This window comes from Acidobacteriota bacterium (assembly GCA_020845575.1).
Lineage (GTDB): Bacteria > Acidobacteriota > Vicinamibacteria > Vicinamibacterales > Vicinamibacteraceae > Luteitalea.
Genome location: JADLFL010000052.1, coordinates 41,103 through 64,851 on the forward strand (window position 1 = coordinate 41,103; position 23,749 = coordinate 64,851).

Genomic DNA, 23,749 nt, shown 5'->3' on the forward strand with positions numbered 1-23,749 from the left:
ACGCCGCTCCATCGAATGCCGAAGGCGGACCGGTTGCCGGTTGCCCATTGCCGGTTGCCGGACTCATCACCTCACGTGCCTGCCGCCGTCGACGCGGACCGTTTCTCCAGTGACGAATGCCGTCGTGACGAGGAACAGGACGGCGCGCGCGACTTCCATCTCGCCGCCCCATCGCTGGAGCGGTGTGGCGGCGGCGACGATGTCGATTTCCTCCGCGTCCATGTCCGGCGGCGCGACGATGGGGCCGGGGGCGATGGCGTTGACGAGGATGCCGGCCGGCGCGAGTTCGAGCGCCAGCGCTTCGGTGAGTGCCTTCACGCCCGCCTTCGCGACGTAGTACGCCACATAGCCCGTGTACGCGGGACGTCCGCTCGCGGGCAGCCAGTCGGTGAAGTGGACGACGTGCGCGGGCCGCTGGCGGCCAAGCAGCGGCAGCATCGCGTGCGTGACGTAGAAGGCCGACGACAGGTTCGCGTCGATGTCGGCCCGCCACGCCGCCTCGTCGATCGATTCGAGTTGTCTGGAGACGTACGTCGACGCCATGTTGACGAGGATGTCGAGCGCGCCCATCTCCGACGCAATCACGTCGGCGAGCCGCGCGCAGTCGTCGGGGCGACTCACGTCAGCCTGCACCACCAGCGCCCGCGCCCCGAGCGCTCGCACGCGCGACGCCGTCGCTTCCGCTTCCTGCCGTGACGAGCGGTACGACAGCACGACGTCGGCACCCGCACGGGCGAGCTCCTCGGCCACCACCTGACCGATACGTCGCCCTCCGGTGACGAGCGCCACTCTGTTTGTCAGCGACACCGCGAGGTCTCCATTCGCACGTCGGTTCTCCGCCGGATTCCAGCACCCACAATGGATGCTCCTACATCCTGTACAGCATCAGGTAGACCACCACGCCTGTCACCGAGACGTACATCCACAACGGCCATGTGATGCGTGCGATGCGCCTGTGGGCGTCGAACCTGCGCGAGAGCGCCCGCGAGACGGTGACGAGCACCAGCGGCACGATCGCCGTGGCGAGTATCACGTGAGAGATCAAGACCGAGAAGTAGACGACGCGAATCGGTCCCGTCCCGGTGAACGGTCGCGATCCCGCGTTGGCGTGGTAGATGACGTAGCTGACGAGAAAGAGCGCGGACATCGTCAGCGCGCCCACCATGCACGCGCGGTGCGCGTTCACCTGCTTGCGCTTCACGAAGACATAGCCGGCGAGCAGGAAGCACGTCGCCAGCGTATTGAGCGTTGCGTTCAGCGCAGGCAGATCGGAAACAGCCACGTCAGATCATGTATCACGGCCTGCGGCCGGGCACCGGTAGCCGGGCACCGGATGGAGCGCGAGCTGTAGGCCCTGTGCCGCCTGCGTCACGGCACCCGCGTGGCGATCATGAAGATCCAGATCAGAGGCAGATAGATCAGCGAGCCGAGGAACAGGCGTCGCGCGGTGGTGCGGTGGAGGTCGCGGGCGAACCGCGCGGCGAGCCACAGGAACGCCACGCCCAATACCAGTGCGACGGCGAAATACAGGGGGCCGGCCAGCCCGGTGAGCGCCGGCGCGAGGCTCACGGGAATCAGCGCCGCCGTGTACATCACCGTCTGCCGCGCCGTACTGCGACCCGTGGGCTCGACCACAGGCAGCACGGGGAAGCCCGCGCGTTCGTATTCCTCGCGCAACAGCCACGCCAGCGAGAGGAAGTGCGGCATCTGCCACAGGAACAGGATCGCGAAGAGCAGCCACGCCTCCCGGCTCACGGTGCCCGTCGCGGCGGCCCAGCCGATCACCGGCGGCAGCGCGCCTGGAATCGCGCCGACGACGGTGGCCAGCGAAGAGCGGCGCTTCATCGGCGTGTACCACACGACGTAGGAGACGAGGGTGGCGTAGGCGACGACGGCGCTCAGCAGGTTGACGCCGAACGCGAGTTGCGCGAGGCCGATCGTGCACAGCACCATGCCGAACACGAACGCGCGCCACGGTGTCACGCGGCCATCGGGGAGTGGACGAAGCCGCGTACGCGCCATCAGGGCGTCCACGTCGGGTTCGTACAACTGGTTGAAGACGCCCGACCCCCCGGCGACCAGTGCCGTACCGACCACTGTGTGGAACAGCACGGCGGGACTCACATGGCCGGCGACGCCGAGCCAGTAGCCCACGCCCGTCGAGAAGACGACGAGCAGGTTCAGCCGCGGCTTGGTGAGCTGGAGGTAGTCGGCGAACCGACTCGAGACGACGGGGTAGGCGATCGCTTCAGGTTGCATCGCTCTAGGGCGCTCCGGCCGGTGTCGATGCCGCGGCCGGCGCACCGGCGGCGCGCAGCTTCCGCATCACGCGATCCTCGATCCACTGCGCACTCCACCAGTCCACGGGTGTCACGAACTCGCCGTGCAGCACCGTGGTGAAGTGCAGGTGGTCGCCGCCCGCCAGGCCCGTCTGCCCGCTGCGTCCGAGCTCGGCGTTCATCTCGACGGCCTGTCCTTCCTGTACGCCGATCGAACTGAGGTGTGCATAGAGCGTCTGCAGGCCCATGCCGTGATCGACGATCACGCAGTTGCCATAAATCCCGAGATAACCGGCATACACCACCACGCCGCGGTTGGCAGCGAGGATCGGGGCGTGCTGCGTGGAGGCGAGGTCGAACCCGAGATGCGTCTGCCGATCCACGGACTTGCCCTGGTAGACGTACGTGCGGTCGTCGGCGAACCCGGCTTCGACCGCCGAGTTCATCATCTGACGGAACGGCCCGCGCCACAGAATCTCCTTCGCGGACTTCGTGACGCCGATCTGCCGGATCGTCTCGTTGTTCCGCCGGCGCAGCTCGCGATTGATCGCCAGGTAACTCGCGAGCAGATCGTTCGGATCGTCCACGCGCAGGTCCGGCGTGGCCTGCAGGATGGCCGGCACCACCTTCTGCAGGAACGCATCGTCGAGCGGAATCGTGCTCCTGCGGAACTGCTTGACGTTCACCCTGGAATCGAGACCCGCCTGACCGGTATTGCCCGCTTCGTCTCGTGCCCACAGCGCCACAGGCGTGTTCGGCGTCCGGTCGTACGTGAACGGGAAGAACGCCACGCGCAGGCCTGGCGCGGCGTTCGCGATGCCCGCGCCCGACGCGGGCAGGCCGGCATACTCCGTCTCGCCCACGCGCACGCCCGATTCGACGTCGGCGGGGTTCACCTGATAGACGACGACTTCCGCGCCGCCCTGGTTGATGAAGTGGAACTGCGAGAGCACCGAGAGCGTCGGCGGCGTGAGGCGCACCTGGACGTCCTTGCGCAGGGTGGACGCGACCTCGCGCAGCCCGAACAGCACGGGGCGCGTGGCCCGCACGACGATCGTCGCCGCGCCGCTCTGGAGCGCGGGTGCCGACTGTCTCCCGATCTCGCCCGTCACAGTGACCTTGTCGGCACCGGGCGTGAGCGCCAGCCCCTGCGGTGCGGCCAGCGTACCAATCGACTGCGCCTGTCCGTTCTGTTCGACGCTCACGTCCAGATCCGTGAGCGTGCCACCCGGCGAGAAGACGTCCACCTTCAACGGCGTCCTGACGCCGACGACAGCGGCGGGCGCGTCAACGGCGATCGTGGGACCTGCCGCACGACCCGCGAGGAACCACACGAGGGCCGCGGCAATCAGGACCCCCACGACGATCGACAGCAGCGTACGCATCTGCGCGATGGTAGCCGAATGGCGGGTTGACAGCCACGGGCGCTGCCCGTAGTCTTGAGAGTCTGTGTGCCCGGGCGGCGGTATCGTCTAGGGGTTAGGACACGTGGTTCTCAGCCACGGGACCGGGGTTCGAATCCCCGTACCGCTACCAACCATGGCACGCAGTCTGCCGGCAGCCCGGCGCCGCTTCCGCGGTTGGGGCTGCCGACGAGTCACCGCCCGTCCCTGTATCCGCTGTCGTAGCCGTCCCTGAACGCCTGGCGGTACTCGATCTTGTACCGTTCCCGGGACCCGAAGCGGTTGCTGTAACCCTCGTCGCCGTTGCGATACTTCTTCTTGCGCAGCGGCTCGTACCGATCGCCGTCGCGGGCGTCGTTGCGGCCGTCGCGGTAGCCATCGTCGAATCCGCGCTGGGCTGCCGGCGAGTAGGCGTACCCGCCGCGCGGCGGTGCCACCACTCCCGGGCGGCGGTAGCTCGGATGACCCGGACGAACGGAGATGCGCACGCGGTCGTAGCCGTCGCCATATCCGCGTGCGAACCCGCGGCGGAACGCGTCGCCGCCGGCCGAGTTGTCGTGGCCCCAGCCCCTCGTTCCTCGGCGGTAGTCGGCATGCAGGCGGAAGTCGGGCCGGCGGCCACTGCGTGCGTCGCGTTCGCCGCTCCGGAGGCCTGACCTGTATCCCTCGTCGAAACTCCGCTGGAACGGTCCGCGTGCGACACCGAACTGCACGGTCGCCATGACAGGCTGTGCCAATGACAGGGCAGGCGTTCCAAGGGTGAGGAGCGAGACGAGCGAGACGACTGGCAGTGTGCGATTCATGGTGTCCCCCTTCCGGCGACACCTACCCATGAATCAAACGTCGTGCCAGTCCGGGTGTCCGCGGTGAAGGACAGCCCGGGCCGCGCGTGTCACTCGGTCCAGACGAGGACGTGCGAATCCTTGTGCGAACGGACGTAGAGCGGCCCGGGGCCCGCGAGCTCGAGGTCGGAGATGGACAAGTGGACCTTGTCGAAGTCGAGCTCGTCGCTCTTGAAGTCCACGCTTCCGTCGGGCGACATGCGCAGGAGCCACATTGGTAGCGACAACCGCACGAGTTTGTGCTCGTGCGTGGAGAACACAAGGATGCGCATGTGAGCGACGGCACCGCCGTGCTTGCTGCGAGCCGCGAGGGCTTTTCGCGAGACGGCCGGGCCAGCCGGCCCGTCTTCGATCAATGGCGGCACGTCCTTGAATCGCGCGAGGACACCGGCGGCCTCGTGTTCGAAGTCGGCGAGCGATGAGGAGGGAGTGACTCGCACCTGCTGACGGACGACGTAGGCACAACTGCCGGCGAGCGCAACCACACCCACAGCCAGCAGGAGCAGTACGCCCACGAGACAGGTGACCCAGCGTCGCTTCGCCATCGGACAGGGAGACGTTATCCGCGACCCGGCCGTTCGGGCAACCGGTCGCCCTGTGACAGGACCGATACCCGGGTTGACCATGCGTCGTAGGTGGGTGGTAAGCCGGACGCTATCTCGATTCGTGGTGAGGACTCTGAGCACATATGGCGGGCCACATACGGAAAAGCACGCTATGCTTGTCGGCGCGAAAACCTATCATCTCTCTCACGGAGTCCAGTACATGGCAAAGTCCCGCAAATCGGCGAAGGCAGCATCCGGCAGCAACGAACTGGTGACGTGGGCGCTCCACGGTCTCGAACAACTGATCGAGAGCACGCGCGAGCGTCTGCGCGAGCTCGAGGCACACGCGCGCAAGCTGCGTGGCGACGGGAAGGCCACCGTGGCCGCATCGGCGGCCGAGTCGACTGCCAAGGCACCGAAGGCTCGCAAGAAGCGCAAGCTCAGCGCCGACGCGCGTCGCCGCATCGCCGAGGCGCAGAAGCGCCGGTGGGCCAAGGTGCGGGCCGCCAAGGGGTAGCCATCATGACGGGCCGCGTGTCACCCTCGACGCGCGGCCTTGAATGCCTTGTGCGCGGCGCGAATCGTTTCCTCCACGTGCCGCCGCGTGTGCGCGCCGCTCAGGAACCACGCCTCGAATTGCGACGGCGGCAGATAGATGCCCTGCGCCAGCATCGCCCGGAAGAACCTGCCGTACGCCCCCGCGTCGGCCATCCGCGCATCGTCGTAGTTCATCACCGGGCGATCGGTGAAGAACACGGTGAGTAGTGACCCCACCCTGTTGATGCTCACGTCGACACCCGCGCGCTGCGCGGCGTCGACCAGTCCTTCCGCTAGCCGTGCGCCCAGGCGTTCGAGCTTCAGATACAACGCGTCGCTCAGGTGCGACAGGGTCCAGAGGCCCGCCGTCATCGCCAGCGGGTTACCCGAGAGTGTGCCTGCCTGATAGACGGGACCGTCCGGTGCCACCTGGCGCATCAGATCCTCGCGTCCGCCGTACGCGCCGACAGGCAGGCCGCCGCCGATGATCTTGCCGAGACAAGTCAGGTCGGGTCGCACGCCGAGCAGGTGCTGCGCGCCACCGCGCGAGGCCCTGAACCCGCTGATCACTTCGTCGAACACGAGCAGCGCCCCTGTGCGATCGCACAGCGCGCGGAGGCCTTCGAGGAAACCGGGCTCCGGCGGCACGAGTCCCATGTTGCCGGCGATCGGCTCGACGAGGACTGCGGCCACGCCGCGCTTCGTTCGCTTGACGATGGCTTCGACAGACGCGAGGTCGTTGTAGCGGGCCGTCAGCGTGAGTGCGGCGATGGCGGGAGGCACGCCGGGCGACGTCGGCACGCCGAGCGTGATCGCGCCGCTGCCTGCCTCCACGAGGAATCCGTCGGCATGCCCGTGATAACAGCCGGCGAACTTCACGATCGCATCGCGGCCCGTTGCCGCGCGCGCCACGCGCAGCGCGCTCATCGTGGCTTCGGTCCCCGAACTCGTGAATCGCACCACTGCCATCGACGGCACGAGTGTGCGGACCGTCTCGGCCATCTCGATCTCGAGCCGCGTCGGTGCGCCGAAGCTCGTGCCGTGCCTTGCGGCAGTCGCCAGTGCGTCGAGCAGACCCTTCGGGGCGTGCCCGAGAATCAGCGGTCCCCACGACATCACGTAGTCGAGGTACGTGCGCCCATCCTCGTCGGTGATGCGCGCGCCCTTCGCCCGCCTGATGAATCGCGGCGTGCCGCCAACCGCCTTGAACGCCCGCACGGGGCTGTTCACCCCTCCGGGCATCACCTGTCGCGCGCGTGCGAACAACTGCGCGGATCGCACAGACTTTCCTGCTGACATGAGACCTCTATCGAGTGTGGGTCACGACCGGCGCGTGAGCTGCCGTGCCGCGTCCCTGGCGTAGTACGTGATGATGGCGTCGGCTCCGGCGCGCCTGATGGCGATGAGGGACTCCATCATCGCGCGCGGTTCGTCGATCCATCCGTTGGCGCCCGCGGCCTTCACCATCGAGTACTCGCCGCTCACGTGATAGGCCACCGTCGGCAGGCCGAACGTGTCCTTCACGCGCCAGAGAATGTCGAGATAAGGCAGCGCGGGCTTGACCATCACCATGTCCGCACCCTGATCGACGTCGAGCGCCACCTGCCTCAACGCTTCACGCGCGTTGGCCGGATCCATCTGATGACTGCGGCGATCGCCGAAGGCGGGCGTCGAATCGGCAGCATCCCTGAACGGTCCATAGAACGCCGACGCATACTTGGCGGCGTAACTCATCACCGCCGTGCCTGCATGCCCCGCCGCGTCGAGCGCCTCGCGGATGGCGCCGATACGCCCGTCCATCATGTCCGACGGCGCCACGATGTCGGCACCGGCTTTGGCGTGCGACAGCGCTTCCAGCACGAGTAACTCCACGGTCGGGTCGTTCTCCACGACGCCGTTGGTGACGATGCCGCAGTGACCGTGGGATGTGTATTCGCAGAGACACACGTCGGTGACGATGACGGTGTCCGGATGTGTTGCGCGGATGGCACGCACCGCCTCCTGGACGGGGCCGTGCGGATCGCTCGCGCTCGTCCCGCGTTCATCCTTGTGCGCGGGAAGGCCGAAGAGCAGGACCGACGTCACGCCATCGCCCGCCGCCGCGCCGACCTCCTCCACGATCGTGTCGACCGACATCTGCGCCACACCTGGCATCGATGCGATCGGCTTGCGCACGCCTTCACCGAAACAGACAAACAGCGGATAGATGAGCTGCGACGGCTCCAGGTGCGTCTCGCGCACGAGTGCGCGAATCCCGGGCGTGCGCCGGAGCCGCCGGGGGCGGTGCGTCAGATCGAGAGGCATGCAGTCTCAGCGCCGCGCGCGCACGTGCGCCACGATGGCGTCGGCGAGCGAGGCGATGGTGTACGGCGCGCCGGGCATGATGCTCGTGGCGACGCCGAGTTGCTGGGCGGCTTCTGCCGTCACCGGCCCGATCGAGGCGACGGCCACCTGCCGCAGCAGGTCGGCTGCCTGGTCCTCGCCGAGGTTGGTCACGAAGTGCCGCACGCTCGACGCGCTCGTGAACGTCACGATGTCCACGTCGCCTTCGAGCAGTTGCTTGTAGATATCGGGCTGGCCTTCCTGGCCCCACGTGGCGCGCACCGTGCGATACGCCGCGATGTCGTCGACGTGCGCACCGGCCCTGCGCAGTTCATCGGGCAGGATCTCGCGCGCGATGTCGGCGCGCGGCAGCAACATGCGCAACCCGTCGAGGTGCCCCGTGACTTTCAGCGCCGCGATCACGCCTTCCGCCCGATCCTCCTCCGGCGTGACGTCGACGCGCAGGTGCAGGCGTTGCAGGCGCTCGGCCGTCGCGGGACCGACGGCGCAGAGACGCGGGCCGTGCAGGTCGCGGATGTCGCGCACGCGCGACAGCGCGCGTCTCATGAAATGGTCGACGCCGTTGGCGCTCGTGAACACCAGCCAGTGGTACCGCGAGATGTCGGCGATGGCGGCGTCGATTTCGGTGTAGTCATCGAGTGGTTCGATGCGGATCGACGGCGCCTGGATGACGTCGGCACCCAGATCGACAAGCCGATCCACGAACTCGCCAGCCTGTTCGCGCGATCGCGTGACGACGATGCGCGTGCCGAAGAGAGGGCGCTCATCGAACCAGCGGAGATGTTCACGCAGGCCGCACGACGGGCCGACCACGAGGACCGCCGGTGCTTGCGGCGGTTGTGCCTCGAACTGGCGCGCGAGTTCCCCGAGTGTGCCGGCCGTGGTGCGCTGCCGCGGCGTGGTGCCGTCGTACACCACTGCCGCCGAGTCGTCGGCGGGTCTGCCATGCAGGAGCAGCTGCGACGCCACGCGCGCGAGTTGGCGCGGCCCGGCGTAGCAGACCAGCGTGCCGTCGACGCGCGCGAGTTGGCTCCAGTCCAGCTCGGGCGCCTTCTGGTCGCCGTCTTCGTAGCCGCGGATGAACGTCAGCGTGTTGCCCGATCCGGGATACGTGACGGGGATGCCTGCATACGCCGGGATGCCCACGAGCGCGGGCACGCCAGGCACCACTTCGAAGCCGATGCCCTGCTCGTGCAGGAACAGCGCTTCCTTGCCGCCGCTGTCGAACACGAAGGGGTCACCCCACTTCAGGCGGACCACGGACTTGCCCTCGCGGGCCTTCTCGGCAAGCAGCAGGCAGATCGCATTCTGCGCCGGTTCATCTGGCGCCGCGTTGCCCACCTCGATGCACTCGGCGTCGGGGCGTGCCATCCGTAGCAGCCGCGGATGGATCAGCGCGTCGTGGACGACAACGTCAGCGCTGGCGAGACAGCGCAGCCCACGCACCGAGATCAGGGATGGATCCCCCGGGCCGGCGCCCACGATGGACACGGGAGTCATGCGGGGCATCTTACAGCGAACGCCCGCCGGCCATGGGGCCTGCCCTCCGTAGCTGTGCAGCAGCAGAGAGGGTGGCCGCCCGCTCGGATCGGGCACCCACAACGGGTGCCCGACATCTTCGGGCGAGGCGCGTGCAACTCCTTCGTCGGACCGCGGAGATTAGTCGTGTCCGGGCAGCGGGCCGTCGTATTCGCGGACCGCGTCGAGGATGGTGCCGGCGCCGTCGGCGAGGAGACGGTCGGCGACCTGTTCCCCGAGTGCTTCCGGATCCGACGCCTGTCCGAAGCCGATCGCGCGCACTTCCGTGTCGCTCTCGATCGACGTGACGCACGCGAGCATCTCGAGGCCGCCGTCTGCCGTCGCGCGGCAATGCGCGCCGAGAGGAAGCTGGCATCCGCCGCCGAGGGCCACGACGAGCGCGCGTTCGGCGCGCAGCGCCACATCGGCAGCCGGATCGGCGATCGCCACCAGCGTCTGCGTGACGTCGTCGGCATCCTCGCGACATTCGATGGCCACGATGCCCTGGCCTGGCGCCGGGATGCACACGTCGATGGGAAGGCAGCCGCTGATGCGATCGCCGCGATCGAGCCGCTGTAGTCCGGCGGCGGCCAGGACGAGCGCGTCGTATTCGCCGCTGTCGAGCTTGCGTAGCCGAGTGTCCACGTTGCCGCGCACGGGCAGGAACTCGGCACCGGGCAGTTGCCTGTGCAGTTGAGCCACGCGCCGCACGCTGCTCGTGCCGATCCGCGGCGTGTCGCCGAGCGCGCCGCGCAACTGGGCGACGCGCGCATCGCCGAGCGTCCGTCCGTCGGGCAGCACCACGGCGTCGCGTGCGTCGGCGCGCGGCAGCACACCGGCGATGTGCAGGCCGTCGGGCAACGTCACGGCCATGTCCTTCGCGCTGTGGACGGCGACGTCGATCTCGCCGGCGAGCAGCGCGTCCTCGATCTCCTTGACGAAGAGCCGCTTGCCGCCGATGTCCGAGAGCGGCGCGTCCTGGAGGCGGTCGCCGTCCGTCCTGATGACGACGATCTCGCACGGCGCCACGCCGAGGGCGTCGAGACGCGCCTTGACGGTGTTGGCCTGCCACAGCGCCAGCGCGCTCCCGCGCGTGCCGATCCGCCACGCGAGGCTCATCGTGGCGTCTCCGTCGTGTCGGCCGTGGCGTCGGCGGTCGACCCGGTCTCGCCTTCGCCGTCCTCGTCGAGTGCGAACAGGCGGCGCAACGCCGTCGAGCACGCGTCCATCGTCTCGCGGTCGTCGATCGACTTGAGCTGCTCTGTCGGCGTGAGCAGCAGCTTCTCGATCATCAGCCGCGTGACCTCGTCGACGCGCGCGCGTGCCTCGGGTCCGAGGCCCGTGAACTTCGGGGCGAGACGTTCGAGCTCCGCCTGGCGCACGCGTTCGAACCGGCTGCGCAGCGCGACGACGGTGGGGATCGCGGCGCGCGAGCGCAGCCAGCCGTGCCAGACCGTGACCTCGTCGTTCACGAGACGTTCGGCCTTCTCCACCGACTGCCTGCGCCGCGCGAGGTTCTCTTCGACGATGCCGCGGAGGTCGTCGATGTTGTAGAGGAAGACCTCTTCGATCGCCGCGACGTCTGCGGCCACGTCGCGCGGCACGGCGAGATCCACGATGAAGAGCGGACGTCCGCGGCGCGCGTCCTGAATGGCCCTGATGTCGGCACTGGTGAGCACGACATCCGCCGCGCCCGTGGCCGCGACGAGGATGTCCACCTCCGCGAGCGTGTCGAGCCGCGACTCCCACGCCACGCCGCGCCCCGTCACCTCGGCCGCGAGCGCGTCGCCGCGATCGCGACTGCGTGCGGCGATCGTCAGGCTCGCGACCTGCTCCTGGAAGTGTTGCGCGCAGAGCCGCGCCATCTCGCCCGCGCCGAACACCATCATGTGCAGCTGCGAGAGGTCGCCGAAGATCTTGCGTGCCAGGGTGCGCGCGGCATGGCTCAGCGAGACGGCGCCCTCCGAGAGCCCTGTATCAGTACGTACACGCTTACCTATTGCGAACGCGCCGTGGAAGAGCCTGTTGATGACGGCACCGGTTCCGCGCTCTTCGCTCGCCACCTTGTACGCGTCCTTCACCTGGCCCAGGATCTCCGGCTCGCCCACGACGAGCGAGTCGAGGCCGGCGGCCACGCGGAAGAGGTGCCGCGCCGCGTCGGCGTCGGTGCGCACGTACAGCGACGCGTCGATCTCGTCGCGCGGCACGCCGCGGTACTCGGCCAGGCAGTCGATGATGCGCTGACCCATCGCCGACGGGTCGTCGGCCACCGCGTAGACCTCCGTGCGGTTGCACGTGGAGAGCAGGACGGCGTCCTCGCAGCCATCGTTGGCGAGCCGATCGAGCGCGGCAGGCACCATGGATCGGCTGATCCCGATCCGTTCGCGCACGTCGACGGGCGCCGTGTGGTGACTGAGGCCGACGAGGACGAGGTGCATCAGGAGAAGTTGTGGCTCCGGGCGAAGAAGTACGCCACGGGCAGGAAATTGAGCAGCACGAGGGCGAAGCCGATGACAGACAGCCACGCCGCGCGCCGTGGCGTGAGGCCGCCCCAGCGGCGGGTCGCCAGCAAGAAACCGTACAGCAGCCAGGTCGCGAGCGCCATCAGGATCTTCGGGTCGGTCAGGGTCATGTGCGGCAGGCGCGGGTCGTCGACCATCTCGGCGCCCGCGGTGCGCAGCCATGCCGCGCCGCCGGCCAGGCCGAGCGTGAGCAGCACCCAGCCGATCGTGATCGCGCGCATGTTCATGCGGTCGAGCACCTGGAGCGACGGCAGCCGCTGGAAGAACATGCCGGGCGAGCGACGCTTGAGTTCACGGAACAGCAGGACGTACGTGATGCCGATGACGCACGCGAGCGCGAAGCCCGCGTAGGCGAACAGCGCCGCGCCGACGTGGAGGGCGACAAACGGGCCGTCGAAGAACGCCGGCACCGTGGTGGGCATCTCGCCGTGCGCGACGAGCCCCTGGAGCGCCACCATCAGCGGCGTGACGAAGATGCCGATGCCCCGTTCGTCGGTCGAGACCTCGATCGACAGGTACGATACGGCCAGCATCCAGACGAACGTGGACACCGCGCCGGTGCGGCCCGTCATCGGCGGCATGCCGAGCTCCATGGTGTACATCCCGAGCACGAACGTGTGCACGAGCACCGCCAGCATCAGACACCCGGTGGCCACGCGTCCTGCCAGTCCGCGTCGCGTGACGAAATGCCACACGTATGCCGAGAAGGCGGCAAAGTAGAGCAGCGCGAGTGTCATCGCTGGCGGCGGCTACTCGGTGGGGCCGTAGTAGCCCTGCTTGGTGCGGGCCAGGGTGTTGGGTCGTTCCACGCGCACGACGATGCGGCGCCAGCGCCCGTCACGGCGCTGATTGCGCGATGCGTAGCCCACCGTGTACTGCGCCGCCAGTTCGTCGGCGACGGATCCGTAGATGGCCGGGAGTTCGTTGGCGCTCGTCGGAAAGAACGACTTGGCGCCGGTTTCCTGCGAGAACTGCTTCAGCACGAAATCGGCTTCCGAGAACCCGCCCAGCGGCCGACTCTTCGCATTGCCGTCCTTCAGGCCGATCGTGTAGACGGCCACTTCGGAGCGCTTCGCGAGTTCCAGCACCTCCTCGAACGGCACGAGGCTCGACGTGTCTTCGCCGTCGGAGAGCACGACGATCGCCTGGCGCCGCACGTCCTGCTGCACGCTGGCGCGCATCCGCTTGAACTCGTTCAGCGCGATGTAGACGGCGTTGTACAGCGAGGTGGACCCGCCCGCGGTCGTGCGCCGGACGGCGGTCACCAGCCTGTCGCGTTCCGACGTGAACGTCTGCAGGATCTCGGCGCGGCTGTCGAAGTCGACGATGGTCATGATGTCGTCGCCGCGCATGCGCTCGATGAACCCGACGGCGGCCTGCTGCGCGATGGGCAGCTTGTCCACCATGCTGGCGCTCGTGTCCACGAGCAGGCCCAACGCGGTCGGCAACTGCGTCCCGGAGAAGAACATGACCTCCTGCTTGACGCCGTCCTCGAACACCGAGAACGCCTCACGCGGCAGGCCCGTGACGAACCGGCCGTCCTTCTCCGTGACGGTGACGTTGAGCGACACGACTTCGACGCCCGATCGGAACGTCGGCTGATCGGCCGGCTGAGACCCGGGGGGCAGCAGGATCTCCGTCTCCGGCGGCTGCGCCGGCGGCACCCGCTCCTGCGTGTCCACGCGTACCGTCAGCACGACGAGCGCCGCCACGCCGGCGGCCAGGAACTGACGCGTCATCGCGGCGCCCGGTTGTCCGGCAGCGTGTTTCCACGCACCTTCAGGGTGGGGCGCGCCGAGGACACTTCGACCTTGCGAGGAGGAATCAGCCGGTCGGGGCGGCCGTACACGACGAGGAACTGCGTGGTCGCCGCGCGTCCGACCTTCTGCAGCGCATCGGACATGCTCAGGTTGGTGATGAGCAGTTCGCGCAGTCCGCCGGTCTCCGTCGTGCCGCGATCGATCACGATGTTGCGATCGCGGACGCTCTGGCTCTGCGTGTCGGCGCGTGTGGTGTCCTGGAGTTCCAGCACGTGCAGGACGGCTCCCGCTTTGGCGAGCGTGTCGAGGGCGAGGTCGTACGGGCGGTCGCTGAACTCGCTGCCCATGCTCGTGACGACGATGAGCGCGGCACGCGCGGGGTGGCGTTTTTCGATCGCACGCGACGCCTCGATGATTCCCTCGACCGTCGTCGCGCCCGACGACGGCTGGATGAAGAGCCGTTTCACGCCGCGCAGCAGTTGCGCCTGGCTCGTCGTGGAGGGGACCTGCACGGTCGGCCTGTCTGCGACGGTCATGAGCGTGATCGGGTTCGGCCCGGCGAATGCCGTGACGAACTTCTCGAGGCCGATGCGCATGTCCTGGAGGGCGCGCGTCGACGCCACGCTGTTGTCCACGAGCAGCGTGATGTCCACGGGTTCGGTGGCGCGCGTGACACTCACCACCTCGCGGGCCATGCCGTCTTCGCGCACGATCACGTCGTTGGCCGAGAGGGTCTCGACCGGCGTGTCGTTCTCGCCGACGGCGGTGACGAGGAGCGTGCGTTGACGGGGGTTGGCCTGCCCATGGGCGTCTGCGACGCCCGTGGCGGAACCGAGCAGACCAGCAACGACGAGGGTGAAGAGATGGCGCATCGGGGTGTCTCCGTCGCGGCAGGGGCCCGCCCATGGAGTATAGTCGAGGGTCCGTTGACCCCTTCACCCCGCCCTCCGGACTACTGGCGGACCGTTGGCGAACTCGGTTCGCTCGGGCTGTCGTTCGTGCTGGCGATCGTCATCGGCACGTGGGCGGGCCTCTGGATCGATCGCACGTTCACCACGAGCCCATGGGGCATGTTCGCCGGATTCTGCCTGGGCTTTGCCGCCGCCGTGCTCAACGTGGTGCGGATCACGCGCCGGGCGCTCGGCAATGGCAAGTCCTGACCCCGCCAATCCCATCGGATCGCGCGCCGTGGCGCGGCGACTCGGCAGGGACACGCTCATCGTCCTGGCGCTGAGCGCGCTGGCCGCGTGGTTGCTGAGCGGCGTCCGGATGGCGGGCGGCGTGGTCGGTGGAGGCGTGCTCTCGGCCCTCAGCGGCGTCGTCCTCTACAGGGCTGTCGTCGCGCTGGGACCGCCAGCGGCGGATGAGGCGTACAGGCGTCCGTCATCTGCCAGGGTGGCGGTGGGACTGGTTCTGCGCCACGCGTTGCTGCTCGGAGCGGGCTACGTTATCATTGGCCGTTTGCACCTGCACCCGCTGGGGGTGCTGGTGGGCGTCTCCGCCGTGGTCGTTGCCGCAATGATGGAGACCGCCAGGTCCTGGCGCTAGCCGGCCGAAGTCTCATGGAACATCACACACTCTGGATCGTCGAGGCCGTCAACCGCCTGCTCGGGCCGTTCGTGGCGTCGCTCCTCGGCAAGACCTACACACCCGGCCTGCAGGTGATTCCGGATCATCTCGTCATGTGCGCGTTGATCGTGCTGGCCGTCACGGTGTTCTGCCTGGCCGTGCGGTCCACGTTCAGCGTGGACAATCCCGGCCGGCTCCAGATCGTGCTCGAAGACATCGTCGGCTTCCTCGACGGCCTCCTGAAGGAGCACATCGGACCGCAGGGCTCGAAGTTCCTCCCGCTCGTCGGCTCCATCTTCGTGTTCATCTTCCTGGCCAACGCGATCGGCAAGGTGCCCGGCCTGATGTCGCCGACGGCCAACATCAGCACCACGCTCGGCTGCGCGCTCACGGTGTGGGTCTACTACCACCTGCAGGGTATCAAGGCGCAGGGCATCGTCGCGTACATCAAGCACTTCATCATTCCGCCGGGCGTGCCGCTGTTCGTGGCGCCGATCATGGCGCCCATCGAGCTGATCAGCCACGTGTCGCGCGTGATGTCGCTCTCGCTGCGTCTGTTCGGCAACGTGTACGGCGAAGAGCTCGTCGTGTTGATCATGGCCAGCATCATCCCGTTCCTCGTGCCGCTGCCGATGATGTTCCTCGGCGTGGTCACCGGGTCGCTGCAGGCCTACATCTTCACGCTGCTGACGATCATCTATCTGGCTGGCGCGGTCCACGTCGAGCACGGGCATGACGATGCCCATCACGACGATGGGCATGCGCACGGCGACTCGCCTGCGCACGCGCACGCCGCGGCGTAGGCATCGGGTCGGCAGACTTCGGCAACCGTCGGGCCCCGGTCTGCATCGTCGACCCCAGGCGCGCCACAGGCGACGCCCGCGACCACATGGTCGTGTATCCGTGTAATGCCGACGAAGACGTGATTGAAGGGCCTCGAGGAGGCATGCACATGATGAAGAAGTTTTCCGTGATTCTCGCGATGGTGATGGCCGCCGGTTTCGTTTCGCCGGCGTACGCGCAGGAAGTGGCCGGCGGTGGTGTGGCGGCCGGCGTCACGCAGTGGGCCGTGGTGACGGCCGGATTCGCGCTCGCCATCGCGGCGGCGTTCGGCGCACTGGCGCAGGGCAAGGCCGTGAGCGCGGCCGCCGAAGGCATCGCGCGCAACCCGGGCGCGGCAGACCAGATCCGCGGCGCGCTGCTGCTCGGCCTCGTGCTGATCGAGTCGCTGGTGATCTACGTGCTGCTCGTCTCGCTGATCATCTTCTTCGTTCGTAACGGCGCACTCGGCCTGGCGTAACGAGTCGATGTCTCACCGGCGGTGCGGCTCCGTGCCGCCCGCCGGCCCACCCGCCCCGCGGACCCACCGATGTCTCGCGTCGACGTCTACCTCCTGTTGACAGCGATCATCTGGGGGAGCAACTACAGCGTCATCAAGTTCGTGGTCCAGGATGTGCCCGGCCGGGCCTTCAATGGACTGCGGCTCGCCATTGCCTCGGCGGTCTTCCTGTCGGTCATCGCCGCGCGCCGCATGGATCACGTGCGGAGGCTCTCGCGTCGCGACTGGGCCGTCGTGGTCCTGCTCGGCATCGTCGGGCAGTTCATGTACCAGATTCTGTTCATCGACGGGCTCGAGCGCACGAGCGCGATGAACGCGTCGATCATCATCGCCTGTACACCGATCGCCGTGAGCGTGGTGTCTGCCGCGTTGGGGCACGAGCGACTGCCGCTCGCGCACTGGCTGGGCACGGCCCTGTCGTTCGTGGGCGTCACGCTCATCGTCGGCGGAGGTGCGGTGAGCGGTGTGTCGTCGCCGGTGGGCGACATCATGATGATCGCGTGCGTGCTGTGCTGGACGGTCTACACCGTTGCCGCGCGCCCGTTGCTCGTGTCGTATTCACCCATCGTGATCACCGGCCTGTCGATGGCGATCGGCACGGTGCTGTTCATGCCGTTCGCCGTGGGAGACTTCGCGCGGACGGCATGGCGCGACGTGCGCGTCGTCGCGTGGGTGTGCCTGGTGTTCTCGTCGCTGCTCGCGCTCAACTTCTCGTACACGTCGTGGTATCTCGGCGTGCGGCAACTCGGGTCGTCGCGTACCTCGCTGTATTCGAACGTGGTTCCCGTGGCTGCGCTCGTCGTGGCGATGGTCTGGCTCGGCGAACGCCTCGCCGGCGTGCGCCTCCTCGGCGCCGCTCTCGTCGCCGTCGGCGTGCTCGTCACGCGGTGGACGGGTTCCCGCTCCACGCCGTTCCGTTGAGCCCCGGTTGCCTGTTGCCGGTTGCCCGTTGCCGTCTCAATTCACGATCTGCGCGTGCCTGAGCAGGCGGGCGCTGATGCTGACGCCGGCGCGGGCGGCTTCGGCGGGGTTGACGGTGAAGCGGAAGCGCGGGCCGTCGGCCACGAGGTTCAGCACGAGGCCTGACTGATCGGCGCAGTTGCCGTCCCCTACCGTCACCACTCCCTGATCCGCAAGCTTGCGTGCGATGGCCGCGGTGCCCGCGCCGAGCACCACGACGGACGCGTCCACGTGGGCCAGGGCGGTGGCCGAGGGCACATCCACCACGGTGATGGTCCGGACGCCGGGCTGCTGAGCGTACGCCGCGCGCAACGCCGCACCCAGCGGCGTATTGGCCACGACGGCAATCGTGATCCTGGTCCCTGCCGTGAGAGCGGGCCACTCCACGAACCGCAGCATGCCCACGATTGTCGTAACGCGTGCCGTGTCGGGTACCTCAGCGGCAGCAACGGCCGGATTCCCGGCCACGGCGCCCAGGCACAGGGCGACCGCCAGCAGGGTGGAAGTGATCCGGGCCGGCGCGCGAGGGTCCTGCGTCGTCATGTTCGGGGAATCGGCGGTGGTCGCGTGGACTTGAATGGCGGGTTCAATTGCCGCGCCAGCGTGCCGATTCAGGGAAAAGGGGCGCTCCCGCCTGTTCGATGCTTCGCCACTCGCTCCGTCGTCAGCTCACCCTGGTTCTCATCGCCGCCATCACGTGTGCGCTTGCGCTCACGGGAATCGGTATCGCCGTGTATGACCAGGCCACCGCGCGCGCGTCGCTCGTCCAGGAGATCGAGGCGGTGGCCGACGTCGTGGGCGAAGGCAGCGCCGCTGCCCTGACCTTCGAGGACCCGTCGTTTGCCGACGACACGCTTGGCGTCCTGCGTGCTCGTGCGGACCTCCGGGTCGCCGCGCTGTACGGTCTCGACGGCCGTCTCTTCGCGCAGGTGCCCGGTGGCAACCTCGCGCCAGACCGCGTGCCGCCCGTCGGGGCCGAGGCCGTCGGAGACGTGGTGCGCGTGGTGAGGCCGGTCTGCCTGCCCGATGGCTGCGTCGGGTCGATTCTCGTCGAAACGGACCTGCGCCGCATCGCGGCCAGGAGCCGCGACACGCTCGCCATCTTCCTTGCCGTCTTTGTCGCCTCCCTGGGCCTTGCGTACGTCCTCGGCGCCACGCTGCAGCGGCCGATCGTGACGCCGCTGCGCCAGTTGTCGATCGCCGCCGACGAGGTGATGCGGACCGAGCGCTTCGACGTTCGGCTCCCCGATCGCGTCACCGACGACGAAGTCGGCGTACTGGTGCGCGCGTTCAACGGGATGCTGTCGCACCTGGCCGCGCGCGACGTCGAACTGCAGCGCCATCGCGACGAGCTCGAACAGAAGGTCGCCCGCCGCACCGCCCAGCTGCGCGAAGCGAAGGAGCGCGCCGAGAGCGCCAACCGCTTCAAGAGCCAGTTCGTGGCCACGATGAGCCATGAGATCCGCACGCCGATGAACGGCGTACTCGGCATGACCGAGCTCGCGCTCGACTCGGACCTCACGCCCCGGCAGCGCGAGTACCTGGAGACCATCCGCCGTTCGTCGGAGCACCTCATGACGGTGATCGACGACGTGATGGACCTCTCGACGATCGAGGCCGGCCGCATCGAGCTGCACGAGGGGCCGTTCGACCTCGCGGCGCAGGTCCACGACGCGCTTGCCGCGGTGGCCATCCGCGCGCACCAGAAGGATCTGGACGTGGTCTGGGCGCAGGAAGTGCCGCTGCCGGCAAGCGTCACGGCCGACGCCGCACGCTTCCGCCAGGTGCTCAACAACCTGCTCGGCAACGCCGTCAAGTTCACGAACGTGGGTTCCGTGCGTGTGACGGTCGAGGTCGATCGCACCGATACACCGGGCCGGGCCGTGCTTCGCGTGAGCGTGGCCGACACTGGCGTCGGCATCTCGCAGACGCAGCTCGACGCGATTCGCCGGATGCTGCGCGAGGCAGCGACGGGCCAGCCCCAGCTCTTCGAAGGCAACGGCCTCGGTCTGCCGATCTGCGGACGTCTCGTCCATCTGATGGGCGGCGCGCTCGTCGTCGAGAGCCGGGAAGGTCAGGGCACGACCGTCACCTTCACCATGCCCGTCGCGTCGCCGAACGAGGACGCGCCCGCCGAGACGCTGCCGCAGGCGCTCGCCGGCCGAGAGGTCCTCCTCGCCGATCGCCTGACGGCGTCGCGCGACGTGCTGGCGGCATGGCTGACGGGGTGGGGGGCGGAGGTCACGTGCGCTGCCGACGACGCGGCGATCGGACCCCTGATGCGCGAGCGGCGGTGGGGGCTGGTGCTCATCGATCGCGAATCGCTCGAGGGCGCGGAGCTGGACGTGGCGCAGGCGGCACGGTCGGGGATCCCCGTTGTCGAGCTCCTTCTTGCGACGGAGAGCTCCGTCTCGGGAGGGACGTCGCCGTACCCGTCGCTGGCCCGCCCGCTGCGCCGTCATGCCGCAGGCGCCGTGCTCGCGGCAGCGGCCAGTGAGCCACTCGACGACGCGACGCGTGCGCCGTCTGGCGCGCTGGCGATCGTGCCGCGCTTGGTCCACACACCCCGCGTGCTGGCCGTCGACGACAACGAGCTGAACCTGCGCATCGTGCGTGAACTGCTGGAGGCGCGCGGCTGCGACGTGGCGCTCGCGCGCAACGGCCGCGAGGCCGTCGCCGCGTGGCACGCCGAACGCTACGACCTCGTGCTGATGGACGTGCAGATGCCGGAGCTCGACGGCCTGCAGGCGTGCGAGGAGATCCGCGACGTGGAGACGCGCCGGCGCGTGCGCCGACGGACGCCCATCGTGGCGCTCACGGCGCACGCCCTGGCCGGCGACCGCGAGCGGTGTCTCGCCGCGGGCATGGACGATTACCTGTCGAAGCCCCTGCGCCGGTCGGCGCTCTACGACCTGATGGACCGCCTCGGCATCGTCACCAGAGCCCTCGGCAAACCCGCGTGATCAATCGCGGCGCGGGCGCTGGTTGGCGGCGAGGATCTTCTTGCGCAGACGGATGGCCTTCGGCGTGATCTCGACGAGCTCATCGTCGTTGATGAACTCGATGGCGACCTCGAGACCGAGCTTGCGCGGCGGGATGATGCGGATGGCTTCGTCGGCCGTCGACGCCCGCATGTTGGTCTGCTTCTTCTCCTTGGTCACGTTGACGTCGAGATCGTTGTTGCGCGAGTTCTCGCCGATCAGCATGCCCTCGTAGACCTCGGCGGCGGGGTCGATGAAGATCTCGCCGCGGTCCTGGAGGTTGGAGATCGCGAACGCCGTGGCCACTCCCGTGCGATCGGCCACCAGGGCGCCCGTCGGACGCGCCGGGATCGGGCCCGCCCACGGTTCCCAGCCAGCGAAGATGTGGTTCATGATCCCGGTGCCCTTCGTGTCGGTGAGGAACTGGGAGCGCAACCCGATCAAGCCGCGGGCCGGCACACGGAACTCCAGCCGTACGCGTCCGCTGCCGTTGTTCACCATCTTGGTCATCGTGCCCTTGCGCGTCCCGAGCGCGGCGATGACCACGCCCTGGAACTCCTCTGGAACGTCGATCACCACGTCCTCGACGGGCTCGAGCCGGCCCTCGGCCGTCTCCCGCGTGACGATCTCGGGGCGCGAGACCTGCAGTTCGTAGCCTTCGCGCCGCATCATCTCGATCAGGATCGAGAGCTGCAGCTCGCCACGTCCGATGACGCGCATCTGTTCGGGCGTGTCGGTCGGCTCCACGCGCAGCGACACGTTGCCGAGCAACTCCTTCTCGAGGCGCTCCTTGATCTGCCGCGACGTGACGAACGTGCCGTCGCGCCCCGCCATCGGCGACGTGTTCACGCCGAAGATCATCGACACCGTCGGCTCGTCCACCGCGATGGGCGGGATGGGCTTGGGGTGCTCGGCGCTGGTCACCGTCTCGCCGATGGTGATGTCCTCGATGCCCGCGAGGCACACGATGTCGCCGGCGGCAGCATCCTCCACGTCGACGCGCTTGAGGCCGTCGAACGCGAACAGCTTGGTGACGCGCGTCTGCTGGATCGAACCATCGAGCTTGGCCACGCCCACGAAGTCGCCAACCTTCACGCGGCCGTTGAAGATGCGGCCGATCGCGATGCGCCCGAGGTACTCGGATGCGTCGAGGTTCGCGATCAGGATCTGCAGGATGCCGTCGACGTCGCCCTTCGGCGGCGGGATGTGATCGATGATCGCGTCGAAGAGTGGTCGCAGGTCCTCGCCGCGCACGCTCGCGTCGGTGCTGGCCTGCCCGTCGCGCGCGACGGCATAGATGATCGGGAACTCCAACTGCTCCTCGTCGGCGTCGAGGTCGATGAACAGGTCGTACACCTCGTTCAGCACTTCCTGCACGCGCGCGTCCGGCCTGTCGATCTTATTGATGACGACGATGGGGGAGAGACGGCGTTCGAGGGCCTTGCGGAGCACGAACCGCGTCTGCGGCAGCGGGCCTTCCGACGCATCGACCAGCAGCACCACGCCGTCGACCATCGACAGCGTGCGCTCCACCTCGCCGCCGAAGTCCGCGTGGCCCGGCGTGTCGCAGATGTTGATCACGTGGTCCAGGTACCGGACCGCGGTGTTCTTGGCCAGGATGGTGATGCCGCGCTCGCGCTCCAGGTCCATCGAGTCCATGGCGCGCTCAGCCACGCGCTCGTTGGACCGGAAGGTGCCGGCCTGCCCGAACATCGCGTCGACCAGCGTGGTCTTGCCATGGTCCACGTGGGCGATGATGGCGACGTTGCGCCGGTGAGGATTGGCAATCTGTCGGGCGTGTTCGGCAGCAGACATCCCACCAGTATACCGGGCACCGGCCCGCCTCCGCCCGATGTCGCGCCCCCGCGCGCCATCGGGGCCATGGCCCGGCAGGCCCGAGAATAGCCGCGCCCGACCTGCCGTAGAATCACCCCTCCGACGATGACAGATCTCCGGCAGGCCAAGAGGTCCATAGCCCTCCTGAACTGGGTCGACCACGTCCTGGGCGCCACGCTGCGGCTGGCCTTCAACCTGGTGGTGGTCACCGGGCTTTACCTGTTGTCGGCACATCTCATCGGCCTCGATGACCCCGAAGCGCCCAAGGCGGGCTACGCCATCCGTGTCGTGGCGTCGTTCTGGTTGTACATCGCCGTCTGGAGCTGGCTCGTGCGCGGGCTGCTGCGACGTCCCGCGAAAACGTCGACAGACAGGAAGCTGACCGCGGCGCAAGCGGCCAAAGGCCTTGGCGGCTGCCTGCTGAATCTCATCCCCATCCCGTTCCTCCTCGTGTTCGTGGGCCGGTTCGCGGACTGGGCGTGGGCGGGGATCGTCGCGGGCGACCCGTCGCATCAGGCCCGCCAGTGGTCGGATCGCGCGATCGAGCTGGGCACGGCGGCCCTCGATCGACCGGCCGACTGGATCCCGTACGCGATCGGTCTGTCGGTGGCCTACAGAATTCTCCGCACCGCCGTCCGGCACCTCGCCTCGCCGCCGATGCCGGCAGAGAGCGCCACACGCGGGCGGTCGGTCGCGTCGGCCAACGCCGAGACGCTTACGCGCCTGCGCAAGCGGTCGGGGAAGTCGAAGGGGTCGCGCACATCGCCTGGCCTCGACGCCCTTGCCGCTGCCACGAGGCCGCGGACGGAGGCGGCCTCACAGGTCGAGCGCGCACACGCGGGTGCGCACGGGCCCGCGTCTCGTCAGTCGTCGGGCCGCGACGGGCACGACGATCGCGTGCTCGGGCGGCTCACGTTCAACCAGGCCGACAACGCGTGGTGGGCACACGGGGCCGATCGCGAGTTCTCCGTCAGGATCGAGGGGGATGCCACGGCGCCGGACCCGCGTGCGCTCGATGCCGCGCGCAGCGTCGTCCAGCGCAGCTTCGAAGCCACGTTGCGTGCGTCGGATGCCGTGCGTCCGGTGGCGCAGTCGCGTGGAGTCGGGTTGCCCCGCTTCAGGATCGCCGCGGTACGTGCGCGCGCAGGCGAACCGGCGAGCGTGTACCTCCACCTGCGGTGCGACTCCGACAAGGACCACGACTACGTGGCGGTATCGACGGACGGCCTCCAGACCTACACCCGCGCGTGACGGGACAATACGACAGGAGGCCGTACGCCGGGCCCGGGTGCCCGCGGTGGTCGATGCGGCGCCT

The 23,749-nt window shown here is 68.5% G+C and carries 24 protein-coding genes and 1 tRNA gene; 9 read left to right on the forward strand and 16 right to left on the reverse strand.

Features of this window, described 5'->3' with window-relative positions:
• Positions 1-66 precede the first annotated feature (66 nt).
• The 4 genes from IT182_14840 to IT182_14855 all read right to left on the reverse strand — a co-directional run bounded on the left by IT182_14840 (position 67) and on the right by IT182_14855 (position 3,664).
• Positions 67-807, reverse strand: coding sequence for an SDR family oxidoreductase (locus tag IT182_14840; protein ID MCC6164625.1), 741 nt, complete (start codon positions 805-807; stop codon positions 67-69).
• A gap of 61 nt (positions 808-868) precedes the next feature.
• On the reverse strand, positions 869-1,282 hold the full coding sequence (locus IT182_14845) for a DUF420 domain-containing protein (GenBank protein MCC6164626.1): 414 nt from the start codon (positions 1,280-1,282) through the stop codon (positions 869-871).
• A gap of 86 nt (positions 1,283-1,368) precedes the next feature.
• A complete protein-coding gene (gene cyoE / locus IT182_14850) occupies positions 1,369-2,259 on the reverse strand; it encodes a protoheme IX farnesyltransferase (protein ID MCC6164627.1) in 891 nt (296 codons plus the stop codon).
• A gap of 4 nt (positions 2,260-2,263) precedes the next feature.
• Positions 2,264-3,664: a M23 family metallopeptidase gene (locus tag IT182_14855; GenBank protein ID MCC6164628.1), complete on the reverse strand. Its 1,401-nt coding sequence runs from the start codon at positions 3,662-3,664 to the stop codon at positions 2,264-2,266.
• A 76-nt stretch (positions 3,665-3,740) separates the two neighbouring features.
• Here IT182_14855 and IT182_14860 point away from each other — a divergent pair.
• Positions 3,741-3,815, forward strand: a tRNA-Glu gene (locus tag IT182_14860).
• A 61-nt stretch (positions 3,816-3,876) separates the two neighbouring features.
• On the opposite strand, the gene IT182_14865 is transcribed toward IT182_14860, so the two are convergent.
• Both IT182_14865 and IT182_14870 read right to left on the reverse strand, forming a co-directional pair.
• On the reverse strand, positions 3,877-4,485 hold the full coding sequence (locus tag IT182_14865; GenBank protein ID MCC6164629.1) for a hypothetical protein: 609 nt from the start codon (positions 4,483-4,485) through the stop codon (positions 3,877-3,879).
• A gap of 89 nt (positions 4,486-4,574) precedes the next feature.
• The gene (locus IT182_14870) at positions 4,575-5,069 is read right to left on the reverse strand and encodes a hypothetical protein (protein ID MCC6164630.1); all 495 of its coding nucleotides are present in this window, start codon (positions 5,067-5,069) and stop codon (positions 4,575-4,577) included.
• Between the two features lie 220 nt (positions 5,070-5,289).
• Here IT182_14870 and IT182_14875 point away from each other — a divergent pair, with 220 nt between their 5' ends.
• Positions 5,290-5,586 carry a hypothetical protein gene (locus IT182_14875; GenBank protein MCC6164631.1) on the forward strand — a complete coding sequence of 99 codons (297 nt, stop codon included), beginning with the start codon at positions 5,290-5,292 and terminating at the stop codon, positions 5,584-5,586.
• Between the two features lie 20 nt (positions 5,587-5,606).
• Here IT182_14875 and hemL read toward each other — a convergent pair whose 3' ends face one another.
• The 8 genes from hemL to IT182_14915 all read right to left on the reverse strand — a co-directional run bounded on the left by hemL (position 5,607) and on the right by IT182_14915 (position 14,621).
• Positions 5,607-6,905: a glutamate-1-semialdehyde 2,1-aminomutase gene (hemL, locus tag IT182_14880; protein ID MCC6164632.1), complete on the reverse strand. Its 1,299-nt coding sequence runs from the start codon at positions 6,903-6,905 to the stop codon at positions 5,607-5,609.
• Between the two features lie 21 nt (positions 6,906-6,926).
• The gene (gene hemB / locus IT182_14885) at positions 6,927-7,910 is read right to left on the reverse strand and encodes a porphobilinogen synthase (protein MCC6164633.1); all 984 of its coding nucleotides are present in this window, start codon (positions 7,908-7,910) and stop codon (positions 6,927-6,929) included.
• A 6-nt stretch (positions 7,911-7,916) separates the two neighbouring features.
• Positions 7,917-9,449 (reverse strand): uroporphyrinogen-III C-methyltransferase, encoded by a 1,533-nt coding sequence (cobA, locus tag IT182_14890; protein MCC6164634.1) that lies wholly within the window; start codon positions 9,447-9,449, stop codon positions 7,917-7,919.
• Positions 9,450-9,608: 159 nt separating this feature from the next.
• Entirely contained in the window at positions 9,609-10,586 is a 978-nt protein-coding gene (gene hemC / locus IT182_14895) for a hydroxymethylbilane synthase (protein ID MCC6164635.1), read from the reverse strand.
• The gene (locus IT182_14900) at positions 10,583-11,905 is read right to left on the reverse strand and encodes a glutamyl-tRNA reductase (protein ID MCC6164636.1); all 1,323 of its coding nucleotides are present in this window, start codon (positions 11,903-11,905) and stop codon (positions 10,583-10,585) included. The genes hemC and IT182_14900 overlap by 4 nt, the downstream gene beginning before the upstream one ends.
• Positions 11,905-12,726 (reverse strand): cytochrome c biogenesis protein CcsA, encoded by an 822-nt coding sequence (gene ccsA / locus IT182_14905; protein MCC6164637.1) that lies wholly within the window; start codon positions 12,724-12,726, stop codon positions 11,905-11,907. Before ccsA ends, IT182_14900 begins: the two co-directional genes overlap by 1 nt.
• A gap of 12 nt (positions 12,727-12,738) precedes the next feature.
• Entirely contained in the window at positions 12,739-13,728 is a 990-nt protein-coding gene (locus tag IT182_14910) for a VWA domain-containing protein (protein ID MCC6164638.1), read from the reverse strand.
• A complete protein-coding gene (locus IT182_14915) occupies positions 13,725-14,621 on the reverse strand; it encodes a VWA domain-containing protein (GenBank protein MCC6164639.1) in 897 nt (298 codons plus the stop codon). Before IT182_14915 ends, IT182_14910 begins: the two co-directional genes overlap by 4 nt.
• 54 nt (positions 14,622-14,675) lie before the next feature.
• Between IT182_14915 and IT182_14920 the strand changes: the two genes are divergently transcribed.
• From IT182_14920 to IT182_14940, 5 genes are all read left to right on the forward strand, one after another.
• Positions 14,676-14,909 (forward strand): AtpZ/AtpI family protein, encoded by a 234-nt coding sequence (locus tag IT182_14920; GenBank protein ID MCC6164640.1) that lies wholly within the window; start codon positions 14,676-14,678, stop codon positions 14,907-14,909.
• Positions 14,896-15,297, forward strand: a complete 402-nt coding sequence (locus IT182_14925; protein MCC6164641.1) for an ATP synthase subunit I — start codon at positions 14,896-14,898, stop codon at positions 15,295-15,297. Before IT182_14920 ends, IT182_14925 begins: the two co-directional genes overlap by 14 nt.
• A 14-nt stretch (positions 15,298-15,311) precedes the next feature.
• A complete protein-coding gene (gene atpB, locus IT182_14930) occupies positions 15,312-16,121 on the forward strand; it encodes a F0F1 ATP synthase subunit A (GenBank protein ID MCC6164642.1) in 810 nt (269 codons plus the stop codon).
• A gap of 149 nt (positions 16,122-16,270) precedes the next feature.
• A complete protein-coding gene (locus tag IT182_14935; GenBank protein ID MCC6164643.1) occupies positions 16,271-16,618 on the forward strand; it encodes an ATP synthase F0 subunit C in 348 nt (115 codons plus the stop codon).
• A 69-nt stretch (positions 16,619-16,687) separates the two neighbouring features.
• A complete protein-coding gene (locus IT182_14940; GenBank protein MCC6164644.1) occupies positions 16,688-17,578 on the forward strand; it encodes a DMT family transporter in 891 nt (296 codons plus the stop codon).
• Positions 17,579-17,614: 36 nt separating this feature from the next.
• On the opposite strand, the gene IT182_14945 is transcribed toward IT182_14940, so the two are convergent.
• The gene (locus IT182_14945) at positions 17,615-18,016 is read right to left on the reverse strand and encodes a YfiR family protein (GenBank protein MCC6164645.1); all 402 of its coding nucleotides are present in this window, start codon (positions 18,014-18,016) and stop codon (positions 17,615-17,617) included.
• A 242-nt stretch (positions 18,017-18,258) separates the two neighbouring features.
• On the opposite strand from IT182_14945, the gene IT182_14950 reads away from it, so the two are divergent.
• Positions 18,259-20,580: a response regulator gene (locus IT182_14950; GenBank protein MCC6164646.1), complete on the forward strand. Its 2,322-nt coding sequence runs from the start codon at positions 18,259-18,261 to the stop codon at positions 20,578-20,580.
• Here the strand turns inward: IT182_14950 and typA are convergent, their stop codons facing one another.
• Positions 20,581-22,413, reverse strand: coding sequence for a translational GTPase TypA (typA, locus tag IT182_14955; GenBank protein ID MCC6164647.1), 1,833 nt, complete (start codon positions 22,411-22,413; stop codon positions 20,581-20,583).
• A 126-nt stretch (positions 22,414-22,539) separates the two neighbouring features.
• Between typA and IT182_14960 the strand changes: the two genes are divergently transcribed.
• Positions 22,540-23,685, forward strand: a complete 1,146-nt coding sequence (locus IT182_14960) for a hypothetical protein (protein MCC6164648.1) — start codon at positions 22,540-22,542, stop codon at positions 23,683-23,685.
• Positions 23,686-23,749 lie beyond the last annotated feature (64 nt).

Excerpts from the sequence above, each read along its gene's own strand:
- cyoE (MCC6164627.1), bottom strand. The coding sequence starts at position 2,259 with ATGCAACCTGAAGCGATCGCCTACCCCGTCGTCTCGAGTCGGTTCGCC.
- IT182_14855 (MCC6164628.1), bottom strand. The coding sequence starts at position 3,664 with ATGCGTACGCTGCTGTCGATCGTCGTGGGGGTCCTGATTGCCGCGGCC.
- IT182_14865 (MCC6164629.1), bottom strand. The coding sequence starts at position 4,485 with ATGAATCGCACACTGCCAGTCGTCTCGCTCGTCTCGCTCCTCACCCTT.
- IT182_14870 (MCC6164630.1), bottom strand. The coding sequence starts at position 5,069 with ATGGCGAAGCGACGCTGGGTCACCTGTCTCGTGGGCGTACTGCTCCTG.
- IT182_14875 (MCC6164631.1), top strand. The coding sequence starts at position 5,290 with ATGGCAAAGTCCCGCAAATCGGCGAAGGCAGCATCCGGCAGCAACGAA.
- hemL (MCC6164632.1), bottom strand. The coding sequence starts at position 6,905 with ATGTCAGCAGGAAAGTCTGTGCGATCCGCGCAGTTGTTCGCACGCGCG.
- hemB (MCC6164633.1), bottom strand. The coding sequence starts at position 7,910 with ATGCCTCTCGATCTGACGCACCGCCCCCGGCGGCTCCGGCGCACGCCC.
- cobA (MCC6164634.1), bottom strand. The coding sequence starts at position 9,449 with ATGACTCCCGTGTCCATCGTGGGCGCCGGCCCGGGGGATCCATCCCTG.
- hemC (MCC6164635.1), bottom strand. The coding sequence starts at position 10,586 with ATGAGCCTCGCGTGGCGGATCGGCACGCGCGGGAGCGCGCTGGCGCTG.
- IT182_14900 (MCC6164636.1), bottom strand. The coding sequence starts at position 11,905 with ATGCACCTCGTCCTCGTCGGCCTCAGTCACCACACGGCGCCCGTCGAC.
- ccsA (MCC6164637.1), bottom strand. The coding sequence starts at position 12,726 with ATGACACTCGCGCTGCTCTACTTTGCCGCCTTCTCGGCATACGTGTGG.
- IT182_14910 (MCC6164638.1), bottom strand. The coding sequence starts at position 13,728 with ATGACGCGTCAGTTCCTGGCCGCCGGCGTGGCGGCGCTCGTCGTGCTG.
- IT182_14915 (MCC6164639.1), bottom strand. The coding sequence starts at position 14,621 with ATGCGCCATCTCTTCACCCTCGTCGTTGCTGGTCTGCTCGGTTCCGCC.
- IT182_14925 (MCC6164641.1), top strand. The coding sequence starts at position 14,896 with ATGGCAAGTCCTGACCCCGCCAATCCCATCGGATCGCGCGCCGTGGCG.
- atpB (MCC6164642.1), top strand. The coding sequence starts at position 15,312 with ATGGAACATCACACACTCTGGATCGTCGAGGCCGTCAACCGCCTGCTC.
- IT182_14935 (MCC6164643.1), top strand. The coding sequence starts at position 16,271 with ATGATGAAGAAGTTTTCCGTGATTCTCGCGATGGTGATGGCCGCCGGT.
- IT182_14940 (MCC6164644.1), top strand. The coding sequence starts at position 16,688 with ATGTCTCGCGTCGACGTCTACCTCCTGTTGACAGCGATCATCTGGGGG.
- IT182_14945 (MCC6164645.1), bottom strand. The coding sequence starts at position 18,016 with ATGCTGCGGTTCGTGGAGTGGCCCGCTCTCACGGCAGGGACCAGGATC.
- IT182_14950 (MCC6164646.1), top strand. The coding sequence starts at position 18,259 with ATGCTTCGCCACTCGCTCCGTCGTCAGCTCACCCTGGTTCTCATCGCC.
- typA (MCC6164647.1), bottom strand. The coding sequence starts at position 22,413 with ATGTCTGCTGCCGAACACGCCCGACAGATTGCCAATCCTCACCGGCGC.
- IT182_14960 (MCC6164648.1), top strand. The coding sequence starts at position 22,540 with ATGACAGATCTCCGGCAGGCCAAGAGGTCCATAGCCCTCCTGAACTGG.